The sequence below is a fragment of the Pseudomonas nitroreducens genome (assembly GCF_024170165.1).
Taxonomy (GTDB): Bacteria; Pseudomonadota; Gammaproteobacteria; order Pseudomonadales; family Pseudomonadaceae; genus Pseudomonas; species Pseudomonas nitroreducens_C.
Window position 1 is genome coordinate 370,654 of record NZ_JALJXP010000005.1, and the last position, 15,330, is coordinate 385,983.

Here is a 15,330-nt window from a genome sequence, read left to right on the forward strand (position 1 = left end):
ACATTCATCCCGTGAAGTATCCTTGCTTCTCCCGTACAGGCTCTATAATCGCGGCCTGCCACAGCGAGGCCCGCATGACCGCCATCCAGATCAAGACCCCCACCCTCACCCTCAAGGCCGGCGCCCGTGCGCTCAAGCGCATCCGCGAGCAGGGCCTGTCGCCCGCCGATGTAGGCATCCTCCCGGGCGCGGCCGGCGGGCCGAAGGCGCTGGGCATTCAGGGCCTGGACCTTGCCCTGTTCGGCGAGTGGCTGCCGCGCGCGCCCCGCGAACGCTCGCTGATCGGCGCCTCCATCGGCTCCTGGCGCTTCGCCAGCGCCTGCCTGCCCGACCCGGCCGAAGGCATCCGTCGCCTCGGCGAGCTGTATACCCAGCAGCGTTTCGCCCGCAACGCGAGCATCAGCGACGTGTCGAAAAGCTGCGCGAAGATGCTCGACGACCTGCTCGATGGCCACGACGCCAGCGTGCTGGACAATCCCTGGTACCGCCTCAACGTGGTGGTGGTGAAGAGCCACGGCCGCCTGGCGCAGGATGGCAAGGCCAACCTCGGCCTGGGCCTGGGCGCGGTGATCCGCGACAACCTCGTCGGCCGCCGCCACCTGCACCGGCACTTCGAGCGGCTGATCATCCACGACGCCCGCCGCGCACCGCCGCTGGAGACGCTATCGGACTTCCCCTCGCGCTACCTGCACCTGGATCTCGCCAACCTGCGCCATGCCCTGCTCGCCTCCGGCTCCATCCCCATGGTCATGGAGGGCGTGCGCGACATCCCCGGCGCCGGCCCCGGCACCTACCGCGATGGCGGCCTGCTGGACTACCACCTGGACCTGCCCTATCAGCGCGAAGGTGTGGTGCTCTATCCGCACTTCACCGACAAGGTCATCCCCGGCTGGTTCGACAAGGGCCTGCCCTGGCGCCGTGGCGATACAGGCCGCCTGCAGGACGTGCTGCTGCTGGCGCCGTCGAAGGACTACCTGGCACTCCTGCCGCACAACAAGCTGCCGGACAGAAAGGACTTCCACCGCTACCTCGGCGATGACGCCGGCCGCGAGCGCTACTGGCGCAAGGCGATGGATGAAAGCCGGCGGATGGGTGACGAGTTCCTTGAACTGGTAGACAGCGGGCGCCTCGGCGAACGGCTGCAGCCGCTGACATAATCAGCGGCTTCACGCCTACAGCAAGGAATCGCCATGCCGCACTCTCGAAAGCTTCGCTCGCTTCTGGGCGCTCTCCTGCTCATCAGCATGGGCGCGCAGGCCGCAGTCGATGCCAAGGCGCAGCGGGAAATCACCCAGTTGCTGGACTTCGTCGAGCACAGCGGCTGCCAGTTCATCCGTAACGGCAGCGCGTACCCGGCCGCCGAAGCGCGCGCGCACCTGCAGAAGAAGTTGGACTACCTGGAAAACAAGGACATGGTGAGCAGCGCGGAAGACTTCATCGAGCGCGCCGCGACCAAGAGCAGCATGAGCGGCCAGCGCTATCAGATGGATTGCCCGGCGGGCAAGCAGGACGCCAGCGCCTGGCTGAATGACGAGCTCAAGCGGCTGCGCCAGCCTCAGTAAGCTTTCCCGCAAATGCGTAGCAGCGGACTGCGTCCACGGCGGCCCCCAGGCCGCTCAGGCCCGTAGGGCGGATAACCCGGAACGGGTTATGCGCCGATGGGCCAGCGGCGGATAACGCTGGCGCGTTATCCGCCCTACGACCAGTAGGAGCGGGCCATGCCCGCAAACCGCCGCCGAAGACGGCGTTACCGCAACACTCCGATCAGCCCGGCTGCCCATCCAGCCGCGGCTTCCAGAACATCGGCCCGTAGTGCCAGGCGAACATCAGGAAAGCCACCACCCAGCACGCCGCCGCAATGCTCAGGCCTTCCAGCGGCCACCAAACCACCAGCAGCACCCGCGCAACGACGCCGAGGTTGAGCAGCGCGAAGGCCCAGGACATCACCTTCGGCGGTTGCAGAGACCGGCCGGTGTGGCCGAGGCTGACCCGCGCAACCATCGCCAGGATCAGACCGCCGACGCCACCCACGGTGAGCGCATGGATTGCCAGGCTCACGTTGAAGGTCGGCGAGAAGTTCCACAGCGCCATACCTGCCGGGGCCAGCAGCATCCACAGGTAGGCCAGGTGCAGCGACCAGAGCAGCGGCACGCCCCAGTAGTCCTTGTCGTACCAGCGCCACAGGCGGACCAGGTGTCCTGCCGCCAGCGCGGCGAACAACAGACCCACCAGCGGGTGCGGCGTCAGGCCGATGCCGACTGCGCTCAGGACCGCCACCAGCAGGGTGCCGCCCAACAGCGAATTGTCCAGCCAGTTCCAGGACGGCACCTGAGCGGCACGCCCGAGCCCGCGCTGGGTGAAGAAGGGAATCACGCGGCCGCCGATCAGGCCCATCAGCGCCGCCACCAGCCACAGCGCACCCAGTGCGCCACCGCGTTGCCAGGCATCGTTACCGGTCCAGATGCCGGCCATCACCAGTGCGTCGGCCAGTGTCAGCAGGCTCAGCACCGCGATGATCGGGTAGTTGCGCTTCTGCCGGACCTGCCACAGGCTGCGGCCGATGAAGAAGGCCAGCGCCGGCATGAACGCCAGCTCCAGCACAGTGACCAGCCACAGCGGCGCACCCACGAGCCAGCCCACCCGCGCCGCCAGCCAGACCAGCGACAACACCATCAGCGGCCTGCCGCTGACACCGGGGCGACCGGTCCAGGTCTGCACCGCGGTCAGCAGGAAGCCGGCGATGATCGCCGCCGCGAAGCCGAAGAGCATTTCGTGCCGGTGCCAGGCCAGCCAGCCGCCCAGCGGTTGCCAGGCCGGCAGCACGCCGAGCAGCACCGCCGCCCAGGCCGCGATGGCGATCAGCGCGAACAGCGCGCCACCGAGAAAGAACGGGCGGAAGCCCAGGCGCCATAGCGGCGGGATGGTCAGCAGAGCCTTTCGATCAACCAGTAACACAGCAAGCCTCCCAGCCTTCCTTGCGCATCTGATGTTGGGCCACCAGCCGCAGCACGTAGCCCAGCTTCAATAGTGTCGGGCCGAGGATGGTGAAGGCATGCGCTGCGACAATGCTTTGCAGGTTCAGCTGGCCATCGACGAAATAGGCTCCGACTATTCCCAGCAGCAACAGCACGAGCCCACCGGTCAGCAGCGACCAGGACAGCGACAGATTGCGTTGCGGGCAGGCGAAAAGACTTTCCATCACACACCTCCTCGGGTTGCGCCGGCCCGCCATCGGGCCGGCGCTCAGGTTCAGGCCTCCAGCGCGCTGGCCGGGCCGAAGAACTCGTAGTGGGACTGTTGCTCGGGCACGCCGATATCGCGCAGGTGACGCTTCACCTGGGCCATGAACGGCTTGGGACCGAGGAAGTAGGCGTCCAGGTCGCGGTCCTGCGGCAGCCAGTCGGCCAGCAGCTCACGGCTGAGGAAGCCTTCGACATGCTCGGCATCCTGCGCGCGCGGCTCGCTGTAGCAGAAGTAGTGCTTGAGCTGCGGATGCGCGTCGGACTGCGCCTCCACCCACTCGCGGAACGCGTGCACGCCGCCGTGGCGGGCGCAGTGGATGAAGTGCACTTCACGGCCGGACTCCAGCGCCGGCTTGAGCATGGCCAGTGCCGGGGTGATGCCGACTCCAGCGGTAATCAGGGCCAGGGGCTTGTCGCCACCGCGCAGGACGAAATCGCCCGCCGGCGGGAACAGGTCCAGCTCATCGCCCACGTTCAGGCGGTCGTGCAGGTAGTTGGACACTTTGCCTTCGGGTTCACGCTTCACACTGATGCGGTACTCGCGGCCGTTGGGCGCGTCGGACAGCGAGTAGGTGCGGCGCACTTCCTCCCCGGCGATCTCGAGGGACAGGCCGATGTACTGGCCGGGCTGGAAGTCCAGCAGCGGTTCGCCATCCAGCGCCTGGAAGTAGAAGGAAGTGATTTCCTCGCTCTCGGCCTCCTTGCGCGCGATGCGGAAGCGCCGTGCGCCGCGCCAGCCGCCGTGTTGCTCGGCGTTCTGCTGGTAGACGGACTCCTCAGCGCCGATCAGGATGTCGGCCAGTTGGCCGTAGGCGGCGGCCCAGGCGTCGATCACTTCCTGGGTGGCGATCTCCTCGCCCAGCACCTCGCGGATCGCCCGCAGCAGGCAACTGCCTACGATCGGGTAATGTTCCGGCTGGATCTGCAGGGCAACGTGCTTGTTGACGATCTTCGCCACCAGGGGGCCGAGCTGCTCCAGCTCGTCGATGTGGCGGGCGTACATCAGCACGCCGTTGGCCAGCGCGCGGGGCTGGTCGCCGGAAGCCTGGTGCGCCTGGTTGAACAGCGGACGAACTTCCGGGTACTCGCTGAGCATCATCTTGTAGAAGTGCTGGGTCAGGGTCTCTCCGCCGGTCTCCAGCAGCGGGACAGTGGCCTTGACCAGGGTACGGTGTTCGTTGGACAGCATGCGGATCTCCTCGGATTGGCCAGGCGGCGAGTGGGACCGCCTGTGCTTTGTGAATCAGGTACTTCAGGAAGCATGCCAATCCGGCAGCCCGCGCACTGCGGGACTTGCGCCAGATATTGAGTCATAATGACCTCAATCGAATCTGGTCATAGCGACCACACAGAGGTCAATATGACTCGCAACCCATTGCTCGCCACCCTCCTCCCCCTGGTCGCCGACCTCTCCCGCGAACTGCCGGAAAGCGAACGCTATCGGCGCCTGCTCGAAGCCCTGCGCGACCTGCTGCCATGCGACGCTACAGCCCTGCTGCGCCTGGAGGGCGACCAGCTGGTGCCGCTGGCGGTCGACGGCTTGAGCCAGGACACCCTCGGACGCCGCTTCAGGATCAGCGAGCACCCGCGCCTGCGCGCCCTCATCGAGCACCCCGGTCCGACGCATTTCGCCGCCGACTGCGGCCTGCCGGACCCCTACGACGGTCTGGTGGAAGGCCTCCATGGCCACCTGGAGGTCCACGACTGCCTGGGTTGTCCGCTGCTGGTCGACGAGCAGCCTTGGGGCTTGCTGACCCTGGACGCGCTGGACCCGGAGCGATTCTCCACCGGTGACCTGGACAATCTGGAAGCCTTCGCCAGCCTCGCCGCTGCCACGGTGAAGGCCAGCCAGCGCATGACCGACCTGGCCCGGCGCGCCGAGCACGAACAGCAGCGCGCCGACGCCTACCAGCGCGCCTCCGGCGACCAACCCAGGGAGCTGATCGGCCAGAGCAAGTCGCACCAAGCGCTGATCCATGAAATCCAGGTGGTGGCCGGCAGCGACCTGAGCGTGCTGATCACCGGCGAAACCGGCGTCGGCAAGGAACTGGTCGCGCAGTCGATCCACGCCAATTCGCTGCGCCGCAGCCAGCCACTGATCAGCCTGAACTGCGCGGCGCTGCCGGAAACCCTGGTGGAAAGCGAACTCTTCGGCCACGTTCGCGGCGCCTTCTCCGGCGCGGTGGGCGAGCGGCGCGGCAAGTTCGAACTGGCCGACGGCGGCACCCTGTTCCTCGACGAAGTGGGCGAGCTGCCGCTGGCGATCCAGGCCAAGCTGCTGCGCGTCCTGCAGAGCGGCCAGTTGCAGCGGCTGGGCTCGGACCGCGAGCACCATGTGGATGTGCGCCTGATCGCCGCCACCAACCGCGACCTCGCCGAAGAGGTCCGTGCCGGGCGCTTCCGCGCCGACCTCTACCACCGCCTGAGCGTCTATCCGCTGCGCGTCCCGCCACTGCGCGAGCGCGGCAGCGATGTGCTGCTGCTGGCGGGCTACTTCCTCGAACAGAACCGCCCGCGCCTGGGCCTGCGCAGCCTGCGCCTGACCCGCGAAGCCCAGGCAGCGCTGGTCGGCTACGCCTGGCCGGGCAACGTGCGCGAACTGGAACACCTGATCGGCCGGGCCTCGCTCAAGGCCCTGGCGAACCACTCGCAGCGTTCGCGCATCCTCAGCCTGGGTGTGGAAGACCTCACCCTGAATGCTCTGCAGCAAGCATTGCCAGACGCCGCCAGCGCTGCAAAGCAGCCCCCTGAGGATGCGCAACCTGCGGGCGAATTGCGTCCGGCGACGGACGACTTCCAGCGCCGGCTGATCAGCCAGAGCCTGGAGCGTCACGCCGGCAACTGGGCGGCGGTGGCCCGTGAGATGGGCCTGGACCGCGCCAACCTCAACCGCCTGGCGAAACGCCTGGCGATCAAGTGAGCCACTGGCCGGATCGGCCGGCCCGGCGGGTGCGATGGTGATAGACTATGCGCCCATTTTCCGGCCGGCCCGTTCCAGGGCCGGCGATCGTCACAGAGCGCACCACGTGGAATTGTTCAAAGAGTTCACCTTCGAGTCCGCCCACCGCCTGCCCCATGTTCCCGCCGGGCACCAGTGCGGACGCCTGCATGGCCACTCCTTCCGGGCCGCCATCTACATCGAGGGCGAGGTCGATCCGCACACTGGCTGGATTCGCGATTTCGCCGAGATCAAGCAGATCTTCAAGCCGATCTACGACCAACTCGACCACAACTACCTGAACGACATCCCCGGCCTGGAAAACCCCACCAGCGAGAACCTCTGCCGCTGGATCTGGCAACAGCTCAAGCCGCTGCTGCCGGAGCTGTCCAAGGTCCGCGTGCACGAGACCTGCACCAGCGGTTGCGAATACCGCGGCGACTGATATGCAGTGAATGAAAAAAGCCGGCTGACGCCGGCTTTTTTGGCTTCAGAACAACCCCATCTGCTTATCGACCAGCGCGCTGAAGTCATCGTCCACGAAGGGCAGGATGGCGTCGGCGATGGGCTGTAGCTGCCGGCTGACATAGTGGTCGTAGTCGATGGGCGAGCTCAGCGTTTCCAGCGGCTCCGGGCCGTTGACCGTGATCACGTAGCTGATCCAGCCGCCGCGCTGGTACTGGCGCGGGCGACCGTGGCGCTCGTTGTAGTCGTCGGCGATGCGCGCGGCGCGGACGTGGGGCGGCACATTGCGTTCGTAGTCGCCGAGCTGGCGGCGTAGGCGCTTGCGGAAGATCAGCAGGTCATCCTGTTCGCCGGCCAGGGTGCGGTTCACGTAGTCGCGCACGTAGTCCCGGTACGGCTGGCGCTGGAAGATGCGCAGATACAGCTCCTGCTGGAACTGCTGGGCCAGCGGCGACCAGTCGGTACGCACGGTTTCCAGGCCCTTGAAGACCATCTCGTCGCTGCCGTCATCGCGCCGCACCAGGCCGGCGTAGCGCTTCTTGCTGCCCTCTTCCGCGCCGCGGATGGTCGGCATCAGGAAGCGCCGGAAGTGCCGCTCGAACTGGATCTCCAGCGCACTTTCCAGCCCGTATTCCTCGCGCAGGTGCTGAGCCCACCACTGGTTGACGTGGCGCACCAGAGCACGGCCGATCCCGGCGGCTTCTTCCTCGTCATGGGCGCGGCCAAGCCAGACGAAGGTGGAGTCGGTATCGCCGTAGATCACCCGATGCCCCTGGCCTTCGATCAGCTCGCGGGTGCGGCGCATGATCTCGTGGCCGCGCAGGGTGATGGACGAGGCCAGGCGCGGGTCGAAGAAGCGGCAGCCGCTGGAGCCGAGCACGCCGTAGAAGGCGTTCATGATGATCTTCAGCGCCTGGGACAGCGGCGCATTGCCGTCGCGCTTGGCGGCGTCGCGGCCCTGCCAGACGCGCTCGACGATGGCCGGCAGGCAGTGCTGCGTACGCGAGAAGCGCCCGCCACGGAAGCCGGGGATGGACGCCTCGTCCGACGGCTCGCTCAGGCCTTCCACCAACCCGACCGGGTCGATCAGGAAGGTGCGGATGATCGACGGGTACAGGCTCTTGTAGTCCAGCACCAGCACCGACTCGTAGAGCCCCGGCCGCGAATCCATGACGAAGCCGCCAGGGCTGGCCTCCGGCGCCTTGCCGCCGAGGTTCGGCGCGACATAGCCCAGCCGGTGCATCGGCGGCAGGTACAGGTGGGTGAAGGCCGCCACCGAGCCACCGCTGCGGTCCGCCGGCAGCCCGGTGACGCTGGCGCGTTCGAGCAGGAAGTCGAGAATGCGGGTCTTGTCGAAGATGCGCGTGACCAGCTCGCAGTCCTTGAGGTTGTATTTCGCCAGTGCCGGCTTGTCCTCGGCGAAACGGCGGTCGATCTCGGCCATGCGGTCGTAGGGGTTGTCGATGGACTTGCCCTCGCCCAGCAACTGCTGCGATACGCTCTCCAGGCTGAACGACGGGAAGCTCCAGAACGCCGAGCGCAGCGCCTCGATGCCGTCGATGATCAAGCGCCCCGCCGCCGCAGCGAAGTAGTGGTTGCTCGAGGCGTGCTGCCGCCAGCCCATCTCGTCGCCGCCCCGGCCCAGGCGCAGGGGAATCTCCAGGCGCTTGGCGTGCTCCTGCAGTACGCGCAGGTCGAACTGCACCAGGTTCCAGCCGATGATGGCGTCGGGGTCGTGCTCGGCCAGCCACTGGTTCAGGCGTTCCAGCAACTGCGCGCGGCTGTCGCAGTACTCCAGCTCGAAATCGCGCTCGCCGTCGACGCCATTGGCCGGGCCGAGCATGTACACCTGGCGCTGGCCGCAGCCCTCCAGGGCGATGGAATAGAGGTCACCGCGGATATTGGTTTCGATGTCCAGCGAGGCCAGTTTCAGTTTCGGCCGATACTCCGGCGCCGGTCGCAGTTGAGCGGTGACGGTGCTGCCGCCTTCGCCCGGCTCGCCGCTGAAGGTGACCGGCGCGGTGATGAAACGCTCCATCAGGTAGCGCTCGGGCGGGCGGATGCCCGCTTCGAACACCTCGACGCCAGCCTCGCGCAGGCGCTTTTCCAGATTCATCAGCTGGCGATGCTGCTGGCAGTAGAGGCCCAGCACCGGGCGTTGCTGGAAATCGCGCAGGCCCAGCGGACGCAGTTGCGCGCCGCGTTCGCCGGCCAGCAGTTTCTCGGCGCGGGCGCGCTGTTCGGCCGGCACGAAGGCCACCGAAGTCTGCGGCGGCAGCAGCACATGCCGCGGTCCTTCATCGGTGGCCAGCCAGAAACCCACCTCGGTGCCTTCGGGCGTGTCCCGCCAATGTCGGGTCAGGACGAAACCCTGCCTTGCCTCCACGCTCTAACCACCCGTCTGTCGATTCATGCCGACATTCTACCGGTCCGCCCGGGGATTCGTTGCAAGGCATGTTAATCCGACCGATGCGTTTGACGCACGCCCCGCGTCTGCCCAAGCTAGCGGGCTTTCGTTTGCCTGCCAGGAACTGCCTGTGACCCTTTCGTGCCGCCACTGGACCCGTCCGCTCCTCGCCACTCTCTGCTTCGCCAGCCTGCTTTCCGGCTGCGGCCTGTTCGGCGAAAAGCCCGAGGAGGCCCAGGCACCCACCTATTCCAAGGCCTCCTGGTCGGAGCTGCCGCAGACCGCCGACAGCGACGTGCTGCAAGGCTTCAACGCCTGGCGCTCGGCGTGTGCGGTACGCCTGAAGAAGGATGACATCTGGGCCGCGACCTGCGCCGACGCCGCCAGCGTGCCGGCTTCCGCCCCGGCCATCCGCCAGTTCCTGCAGGCCCACCTGCAGCCCTACCAGCTGCGTTCCGGCGAAGGCAGCAGCAATGGCCTGATCACCGGCTACTACGAGCCCGTCTACCGCGGCAGCCTGCAGCGCGACGCCCAGCACAGCGTGCCGGTCTACGGCGTGCCGAAGGACATGATCAGCGTGGCGCTGGACAGCGTTTATCCCGAGCTGAAGGGCAAGCGCCTGCGCGGCAAGCTGGAAGGCAACACGCTGGTGCCTTACGCCGACGCCGCCGGCATCCGCCGCGACGGGGTGAATGCCCCCGTGCTGGCCTGGCTGCCGGACCCGATGGACCTGCAGTTCCTGCAGATCCAGGGCTCCGGCCGCGTGCAGCTCGCCTCCGGGCGTCAGCTGCGCCTGGGCTATGCCGACCAGAACGGCCGCCCCTACAAGCCGGTTGGCCGCTGGCTGGTGGAACAGGGCGAGCTGAGCAAGGAAGAAGTCAGCATGGCACGCATCCGCGACTGGGCCCGCGCTCACCCGCAACGGGTCGACGAACTCCTGGCGAGCAACCCCAGCTACGTGTTCTTCAGCCAGCGCCCGGACAGCAACGAAGGCCCGCGCGGCTCGCTGAACGTGCCGCTGACCCCCGGCTACAGCGTGGCCATCGACCGCAAGGTGATCCCGCTGGGCAGCCTGATGTGGCTCTCCACTACCCGCCCGGACGGTGCGCCGGTGGTACGCCCGGTCGCCGCCCAGGACACCGGCGGCGCCATTGTCGGCGAAGTCCGCGCTGACCTGTTCTGGGGTACCGGTGACGCCGCCGGTGAACTGGCCGGGCACATGAAGCAGGACGGCCAGCTGTGGCTGCTCTGGCCGAAGGACAAGACCCTGCCAGGCGCCTGACATTGGCGTAGGAAAGTTGAGGTAATTCCTACTCGTCCTACAGAGCTCCCTGAATCACCGGCAGCGCCGCCCACCGGAACATGGTCGGCGAATCCAGGCACTCCCCTGGCTTCGCCGACCCTCAATCCGAACGCGGTGACCGTCATGAAGAACAACCAGCCTCCCCTCCGCTCGCAGCGCCAGCACCGTGGCTGGCCATTGGACTACGACGTGCTCTGCTGGATCGGCGCCATCGCCCTGGTCCTGCTGTTCTTCGGCGTCGACCAGTTCTTCGTGTCGAAGCTGCCGGGCACCGGCGTCATCGAGCACCAGCGCGACATTCCCCGGCACAGCGTTCCCCAGCGCGTCGACCTGCCCGCCGCCCACGCCCTGGCAGCGGTGAACCATAACCGCCAGCAAGCGAATCAGGTGCCGTGACGGAACTGCCCCGGCGTCATCCCGCTCCAGCGACGGAAGGCCTTGGAGAAGGCGCTCTCGTCGGAGAAGCCCAGGCGCTCGGCCACCTCACCCAGGCGTGACGACTCGCGCAGCAGCTGCTCGGCCATGGCGTGCAACACCTGCTCGCGCAGCAGCTTGAAGCTGGTGCCTTCGTCGGCCAGCTTGCGGTTGAGATGACGGCCGCTGAGTTCCAGCTGCTCGGCCACCTTTTCCTTGCCCCAGCGCGGGTTCTGCCGCAGCAGCTGCTGCACGCGCGCGGCGAGGCTCTGTGCGCCCAGGCGTTCGAGCTGCGCATCGGCCAGTGCGCGCAAGTGCTCGCGCATCAACGCGTTGGCCTGGATCAGCGGCACCTCCAGATCGGCCACAGCGAAGCTCAGCGCATTTTCGGTGCAGGCGAAATCCACCGGGCATTCCAGCAATTCCCCGTAACGTGAAGGCTCGCCCCGCGCGGCATGGCTCAGCGCCAGGCGTTGTGGTTTCACCCGGTCGCCAGTGATCCAGCGGGTCAGGTGCACCAGGCTGGCCAGCGCGGCCTCCACCCGTTCCTCGCGGCGCACGGCATAACTCGGCCGATAGACCAGGCGCACCTGCGTGGCGTCCTGCTCGCGCTGGAACTCGCTGCCCTCGGCGATGATCGGGTAGTACTCCAGCAGCGCTTCCAGCGCCTCGCCGTAGTGTTCGCAGCTCATCAACAGCGCGCCGACCATGTCCAGGTGCCCCACCTGCAGCGCGCTGCCCAGGCGCAGGCCGAGCAGCGGATCGCCCGACGCGGCGCAGATGGTTTCCCAGAAGGCGTCCTGGCGCTGCAGGGGAATGCGCGGCTCGAGGCTGGCCGCGTGCAGATCGGCAGGCACCGGCAGCCCCAGGCGCTGGGCGGCCTGCAGGATGCCCTGGGCGTAATGGACGGTAATGGTGTGCGACATGGTCCCGAATTAACCGGTGAAGGTCCCGATTGAGCCGTTACCGGGCGGTAAGGCTCCCCTATGCTTGCCAATTACAACGATAAATACAAACAAGAGTCGCCTTGCATGCTGATTGAAACCGGAGCCGCGCCCGTGCCGCCGGCTACTGCCCGTTCGCCATTCCCCGCCCTCCTGCTGCGGGAGACCGGCGATGCCTGACGTCCATCTCGAATTTTCCGGCGGCTCGATGATCGCGCTGAACGCCATCATCGCCCTGATGATGTTCGGCGTATCGCTGGAGCTGCGCCGCGACGACTTCACCCGCATCCTGCGCCAGCCCAAGGCGCCGGCCATTGGCATGCTGGTGCAGTTCCTGCTGCTGCCCGCCGCCACCTGCCTGCTGACCATCGCCCTGCCGATCGACCCGGAACTGGCGCTGGGGATGATCCTGGTGGCCACCTGCCCCAGCGGCACCTTCTCCAACATCATGACCTGGATGGCCCGCGGCAACGTCGCGGTGTCGGCCAGCGTCACCGCCGTCTCTGGCTTGAGCGCAGGCATCTTCACGCCGCTGAACTTCGCCCTCTACGCAGGGCTGAATCCGGCGACCCGCGACCGCCTCACGCAGATCCACATCGACCCGCTGGAGCTGGTGGGCATGGTGGTGCTGGTGCTGATCCTGCCGATGCTGCTGGGCATGGCCCTGGGCCGGCACAAACCGCAGCTCGCTCGGCGCCTGGAGAAGCCGCTGCGGCAACTGTCGCTGCTGGTGATGCTCGGCTTCGTCGGCATGGCCTTCGCCAAGAACTTCCAGCAGTTCATGGGCTACTTCCACCTGTTCTTCTGGCTGGTGCTGCTGCTCAACGGCACGGCTCTGCTGCTGGGCTACACCTGCGCACGACTGTGGAAGCTGCCAGACGCCGACGTGCGCGCCGTGACCCTGGAAAGCGGCATCCACAACTCCGCGCTGGGCATGGCGCTGATCCTCACCTTCTTCCCGCAGGCCGGCGGGATGTTGCTGATCGCCGCGTTCTGGGGCTGCTGGCAGCTGTTCTCCGGGTTGGTGCTGGCGCAACTCTGGGCGCGCCGCGAACCCCGCGCGGCCGCGGCGACTGCGTCATGAACGCGCCCGCCCTCGCCCTCGGTGGCTTCATCCTGCTGGCCTACACCCTGGAAGCCATCACCGGCTTCGGCAGCGTGGTGATCGCCCTGTCCCTCGGCGCGCTGCTGATGCCCATCGAGACGCTGCTGCCGATCCTGGTGCCGCTGAACATCGGCATGACCGGCTACCTGTGCTGGCGCCACCACCGCCTGATCGACACGCGCCTGCTGCTGCGCACCGTGCTACCGGGGATGCTCATCGGCATGCTGATCGGCTACCTGCTGCTGCCGCACCTGGACCCGCAACCGCTCAAGCGCGGCCTCGGCGTGCTGATCCTCTGGTTCGCCGGCCGCGAGCTGTGGCGTCTGCGCGCCAGCGCCCCGGAGCGCGGACGCACGCCGAACTGGGTGGTGCGCCTGGCCACCGGCGCCGCCGGGGTCTGTCACGGCCTGTTCGCTTCCGGCGGGCCACTGCTGGTCTACGCGCTCTCGACCCGGCCGCTGGACAAGACCCGCCTGCGCGCCACCCTGGTCTGCGTCTGGTTCACCCTCAACGGCCTGCTGACCCTCGCCTTCCTCCTCGACGGCCGCCTGCGCCCGGCGCTGCCCCAGGTGCTCGCCTATGCGCCCCTGCTGCTGCTCGGCGTGTGGCTGGGCGAACGCCTGCATCACCGCTTCGAGGAACAGCATTTCCGCCTCGCCATCCACTGCCTGCTGCTGGTCAGCGGCGTCCTGCTGCTGTCGCCCTGGAGTCTCCTGTGAGCTACGACATCATCATCAAGAACGGCCTGTACTTCGACGGCAGCGATGCCCCCGGCAGCCTGCGCCACGTCGGCATCAAGGACGGCCGCATCGACACCCTGAGCGTCAGCCCGCTGGACGAAAGCGGTTGCGCGCAGGTGATAGACGCCAGCGGTCGCTGGGTCACCCCCGGCTTCCTGGAAATCCACTCGCACTACGACGCCGAGGCCATTGCCGCACCGGCGCTGAAGGAGTCGGTGCGCCATGGCGTGACCACCGTGTCGGTCGGCTCCTGCTCGATCAGCATGGTGCTGGGCGAGGCCGAGGACTGCTCGGACCTGTTCACCCGCGTTGAAGCCGTGCCGCGCGAGCAGGTGCTGCCGATCCTGCGTGACAAGCGCAACTGGAAGGACGCCAGGGGCTACCGCGCCTTCTACGACCAGCAACCGCTGGGGCCGAACCTCTGCTCGTTTCTCGGCCACTCCGAGCTGCGCGTCACGGTGATGGGCCTGGAGCGCGCAATCAGCGGCGCCAAGCCCACTGAAGCCGAACTGCAACGCATGGAAGAACTGCTGGAACAGGCGCTGGACGCCGGCTGCTTCGGCCTTTCGGTGATGACCACGCGATTGGACAAGATGGACGGCGACCGCGCCTGGTCCAGCCCGCTGCCCTCCACCTTCGCCAGCTGGAAGGAATTCTCCCGCCTGTTCGCTGTATTGCGCCGGCGCAACGCGCTGATGCAGGGCGCGCCCAACGCGGTCACCAAGATCAACGTGTTCGCCTTCCTCTACCAGGCCCACGGCTGGTTCCGCCGCCCGCTCAAGTGCTCGATGCTCACCGCGCTGGACCTGAAGTCCCAGCCCTTCATGCACCGCATCACCCGCGCCTCCGGCTGGGTCGCCAACCGCGTGCTGCGCGGCCGCTACCGCTGGCAGACCCTGCCCGCGCCCTTCGTCGTGCGCATCGAAGGGCTGAACATGAACGGCTTCGAGGAGTTCGGCGCCGGCGAAGTCCTGCGCGAAATCAAGGACCCGGAAGAGCTCTACACGCGCATCCAGGACCCGGCGTTCCGCGAGCGCTTCAAGAAGGACATCAAGGCTACCCTCAGCCTCGGCCTGTGGCACCGCAACCTGTCCGACTGCTGGGTGCGTGAATGCCCGGATGCAACGCTGGTCGGGCGCAACTTCGAGGACATCGGCCGCGAGCGCGGGCTGGACCCGGTGGACGCCTTCTTCGAGCTGGCCGGCCAGTACCGCAACGACCTCAAATGGACCACCTGCTACGGCAACCACCGTCCGGAGATCATGGGCAAGCTGCTGGCCAGCCCCTGGACCCAGCCGGGCTTCGCCGACTCGGGCGCGCACCTGGCCTCCCACGCGCAGTACAACTTCCCGCTGCGCATGCTCAAGTATGTGCGCGACGCCGAACTGGCCGGACGCAGTTTCATGGATACCGGACGCGCCATTCACCGCCTGACCGGCGAGCTGGCGGACTTCGCCGGGATCGACGCCGGCTACATCCGCGTGGGCGATCGCGCCGATCTGGTGGTGGTCAACCCGGCGGGGCTGACCGATGAACTGGATGATGTCTGTGAAGCGCCCATGGAAGTCATCGGCCTGACGCGACTGGTCAAGCGCAACGACGCAGCGGTGGATGCCACGCTGATCAACGGGCGGGTGGCTTATCTGCGCGAAGGTGGCTTCCCCGAGGCACTGGGCAAGGAGCGTGGTTTTGGGCGGTTCCTGCCGGGACGGGATGTGCTGAGCCGGCCGCAGGAAGTGCCGGCGGGGGCGCCGGCATTCGGCCGGTAGTTC

The 15,330-nt window shown here is 67.4% G+C and carries 14 protein-coding genes; 9 read left to right on the forward strand and 5 right to left on the reverse strand.

Annotation, left to right across the window (positions count from 1 at the left end; translation table 11 throughout):
- The first annotated feature begins 74 nt into the window (after nucleotides 1–74).
- Both J2T47_RS13065 and J2T47_RS13070 read left to right on the forward strand, forming a co-directional pair.
- Nucleotides 75–1,157, forward strand: coding sequence for a patatin-like phospholipase family protein (locus J2T47_RS13065; RefSeq protein WP_253447201.1), 1,083 nt, complete (start codon nucleotides 75–77; stop codon nucleotides 1,155–1,157).
- Nucleotides 1,158–1,190: 33 nt separating this feature from the next.
- Nucleotides 1,191–1,562 carry a DUF5329 domain-containing protein gene (locus J2T47_RS13070; protein ID WP_253447204.1) on the forward strand — a complete coding sequence of 124 codons (372 nt, stop codon included), beginning with the start codon at nucleotides 1,191–1,193 and terminating at the stop codon, nucleotides 1,560–1,562.
- Nucleotides 1,563–1,764: 202 nt separating this feature from the next.
- On the opposite strand, the gene J2T47_RS13075 is transcribed toward J2T47_RS13070, so the two are convergent.
- The 3 genes from J2T47_RS13075 to hmpA are packed head-to-tail and all read right to left on the reverse strand — an operon-like array spanning nucleotide 1,765 to nucleotide 4,431.
- On the reverse strand, nucleotides 1,765–2,955 hold the full coding sequence (locus J2T47_RS13075) for an NnrS family protein (RefSeq protein ID WP_253447207.1): 1,191 nt from the start codon (nucleotides 2,953–2,955) through the stop codon (nucleotides 1,765–1,767).
- On the reverse strand, nucleotides 2,942–3,199 hold the full coding sequence (locus tag J2T47_RS13080; RefSeq protein ID WP_253447210.1) for a transmembrane sensor/regulator PpyR: 258 nt from the start codon (nucleotides 3,197–3,199) through the stop codon (nucleotides 2,942–2,944). The genes J2T47_RS13075 and J2T47_RS13080 overlap by 14 nt, the downstream gene beginning before the upstream one ends.
- Nucleotides 3,200–3,249: 50 nt before the next feature.
- Entirely contained in the window at nucleotides 3,250–4,431 is a 1,182-nt protein-coding gene (gene hmpA, locus J2T47_RS13085; protein WP_253447213.1) for an NO-inducible flavohemoprotein, read from the reverse strand.
- Between the two features lie 171 nt (nucleotides 4,432–4,602).
- Between hmpA and norR the strand changes: the two genes are divergently transcribed.
- Together norR and queD are read left to right on the forward strand one after the other, a co-directional pair.
- Entirely contained in the window at nucleotides 4,603–6,162 is a 1,560-nt protein-coding gene (gene norR, locus J2T47_RS13090) for a nitric oxide reductase transcriptional regulator NorR (RefSeq protein ID WP_253447216.1), read from the forward strand.
- A gap of 106 nt (nucleotides 6,163–6,268) precedes the next feature.
- Nucleotides 6,269–6,625 carry a 6-carboxytetrahydropterin synthase QueD gene (gene queD / locus J2T47_RS13095; RefSeq protein ID WP_017516521.1) on the forward strand — a complete coding sequence of 119 codons (357 nt, stop codon included), beginning with the start codon at nucleotides 6,269–6,271 and terminating at the stop codon, nucleotides 6,623–6,625.
- A gap of 45 nt (nucleotides 6,626–6,670) precedes the next feature.
- Here the strand turns inward: queD and J2T47_RS13100 are convergent, their stop codons facing one another.
- Entirely contained in the window at nucleotides 6,671–9,031 is a 2,361-nt protein-coding gene (locus J2T47_RS13100; protein WP_253447219.1) for a DNA polymerase II, read from the reverse strand.
- Between the two features lie 151 nt (nucleotides 9,032–9,182).
- Here J2T47_RS13100 and mltA point away from each other — a divergent pair, with 151 nt between their 5' ends.
- The gene (gene mltA / locus J2T47_RS13105; protein WP_253447222.1) at nucleotides 9,183–10,334 is read left to right on the forward strand and encodes a murein transglycosylase A; all 1,152 of its coding nucleotides are present in this window, start codon (nucleotides 9,183–9,185) and stop codon (nucleotides 10,332–10,334) included.
- A 144-nt stretch (nucleotides 10,335–10,478) separates the two neighbouring features.
- Nucleotides 10,479–10,751, forward strand: coding sequence for a hypothetical protein (locus tag J2T47_RS13110; RefSeq protein WP_253447224.1), 273 nt, complete (start codon nucleotides 10,479–10,481; stop codon nucleotides 10,749–10,751).
- On the opposite strand, the gene qhpR is transcribed toward J2T47_RS13110, so the two are convergent.
- Nucleotides 10,739–11,695: an AraC-like transcriptional regulator QhpR gene (gene qhpR, locus J2T47_RS13115; protein ID WP_253447228.1), complete on the reverse strand. Its 957-nt coding sequence runs from the start codon at nucleotides 11,693–11,695 to the stop codon at nucleotides 10,739–10,741. The two genes, J2T47_RS13110 and qhpR, sit on opposite strands and share 13 nt — an antisense overlap.
- A gap of 190 nt (nucleotides 11,696–11,885) precedes the next feature.
- Between qhpR and J2T47_RS13120 the strand changes: the two genes are divergently transcribed.
- Genes J2T47_RS13120 through J2T47_RS13130 form a run of 3 tightly spaced genes read left to right on the forward strand, consistent with a single transcriptional unit; the run spans nucleotide 11,886 to nucleotide 15,327 of the window.
- Nucleotides 11,886–12,797: a bile acid:sodium symporter family protein gene (locus tag J2T47_RS13120; protein WP_253447230.1), complete on the forward strand. Its 912-nt coding sequence runs from the start codon at nucleotides 11,886–11,888 to the stop codon at nucleotides 12,795–12,797.
- Nucleotides 12,794–13,537, forward strand: a complete 744-nt coding sequence (locus J2T47_RS13125; protein WP_253447233.1) for a sulfite exporter TauE/SafE family protein — start codon at nucleotides 12,794–12,796, stop codon at nucleotides 13,535–13,537. The genes J2T47_RS13120 and J2T47_RS13125 overlap by 4 nt, the downstream gene beginning before the upstream one ends.
- Nucleotides 13,534–15,327 (forward strand): N-acyl-D-amino-acid deacylase family protein, encoded by a 1,794-nt coding sequence (locus J2T47_RS13130; RefSeq protein WP_253447236.1) that lies wholly within the window; start codon nucleotides 13,534–13,536, stop codon nucleotides 15,325–15,327. The genes J2T47_RS13125 and J2T47_RS13130 overlap by 4 nt, the downstream gene beginning before the upstream one ends.
- Nucleotides 15,328–15,330: the final 3 nt, after the last annotated feature.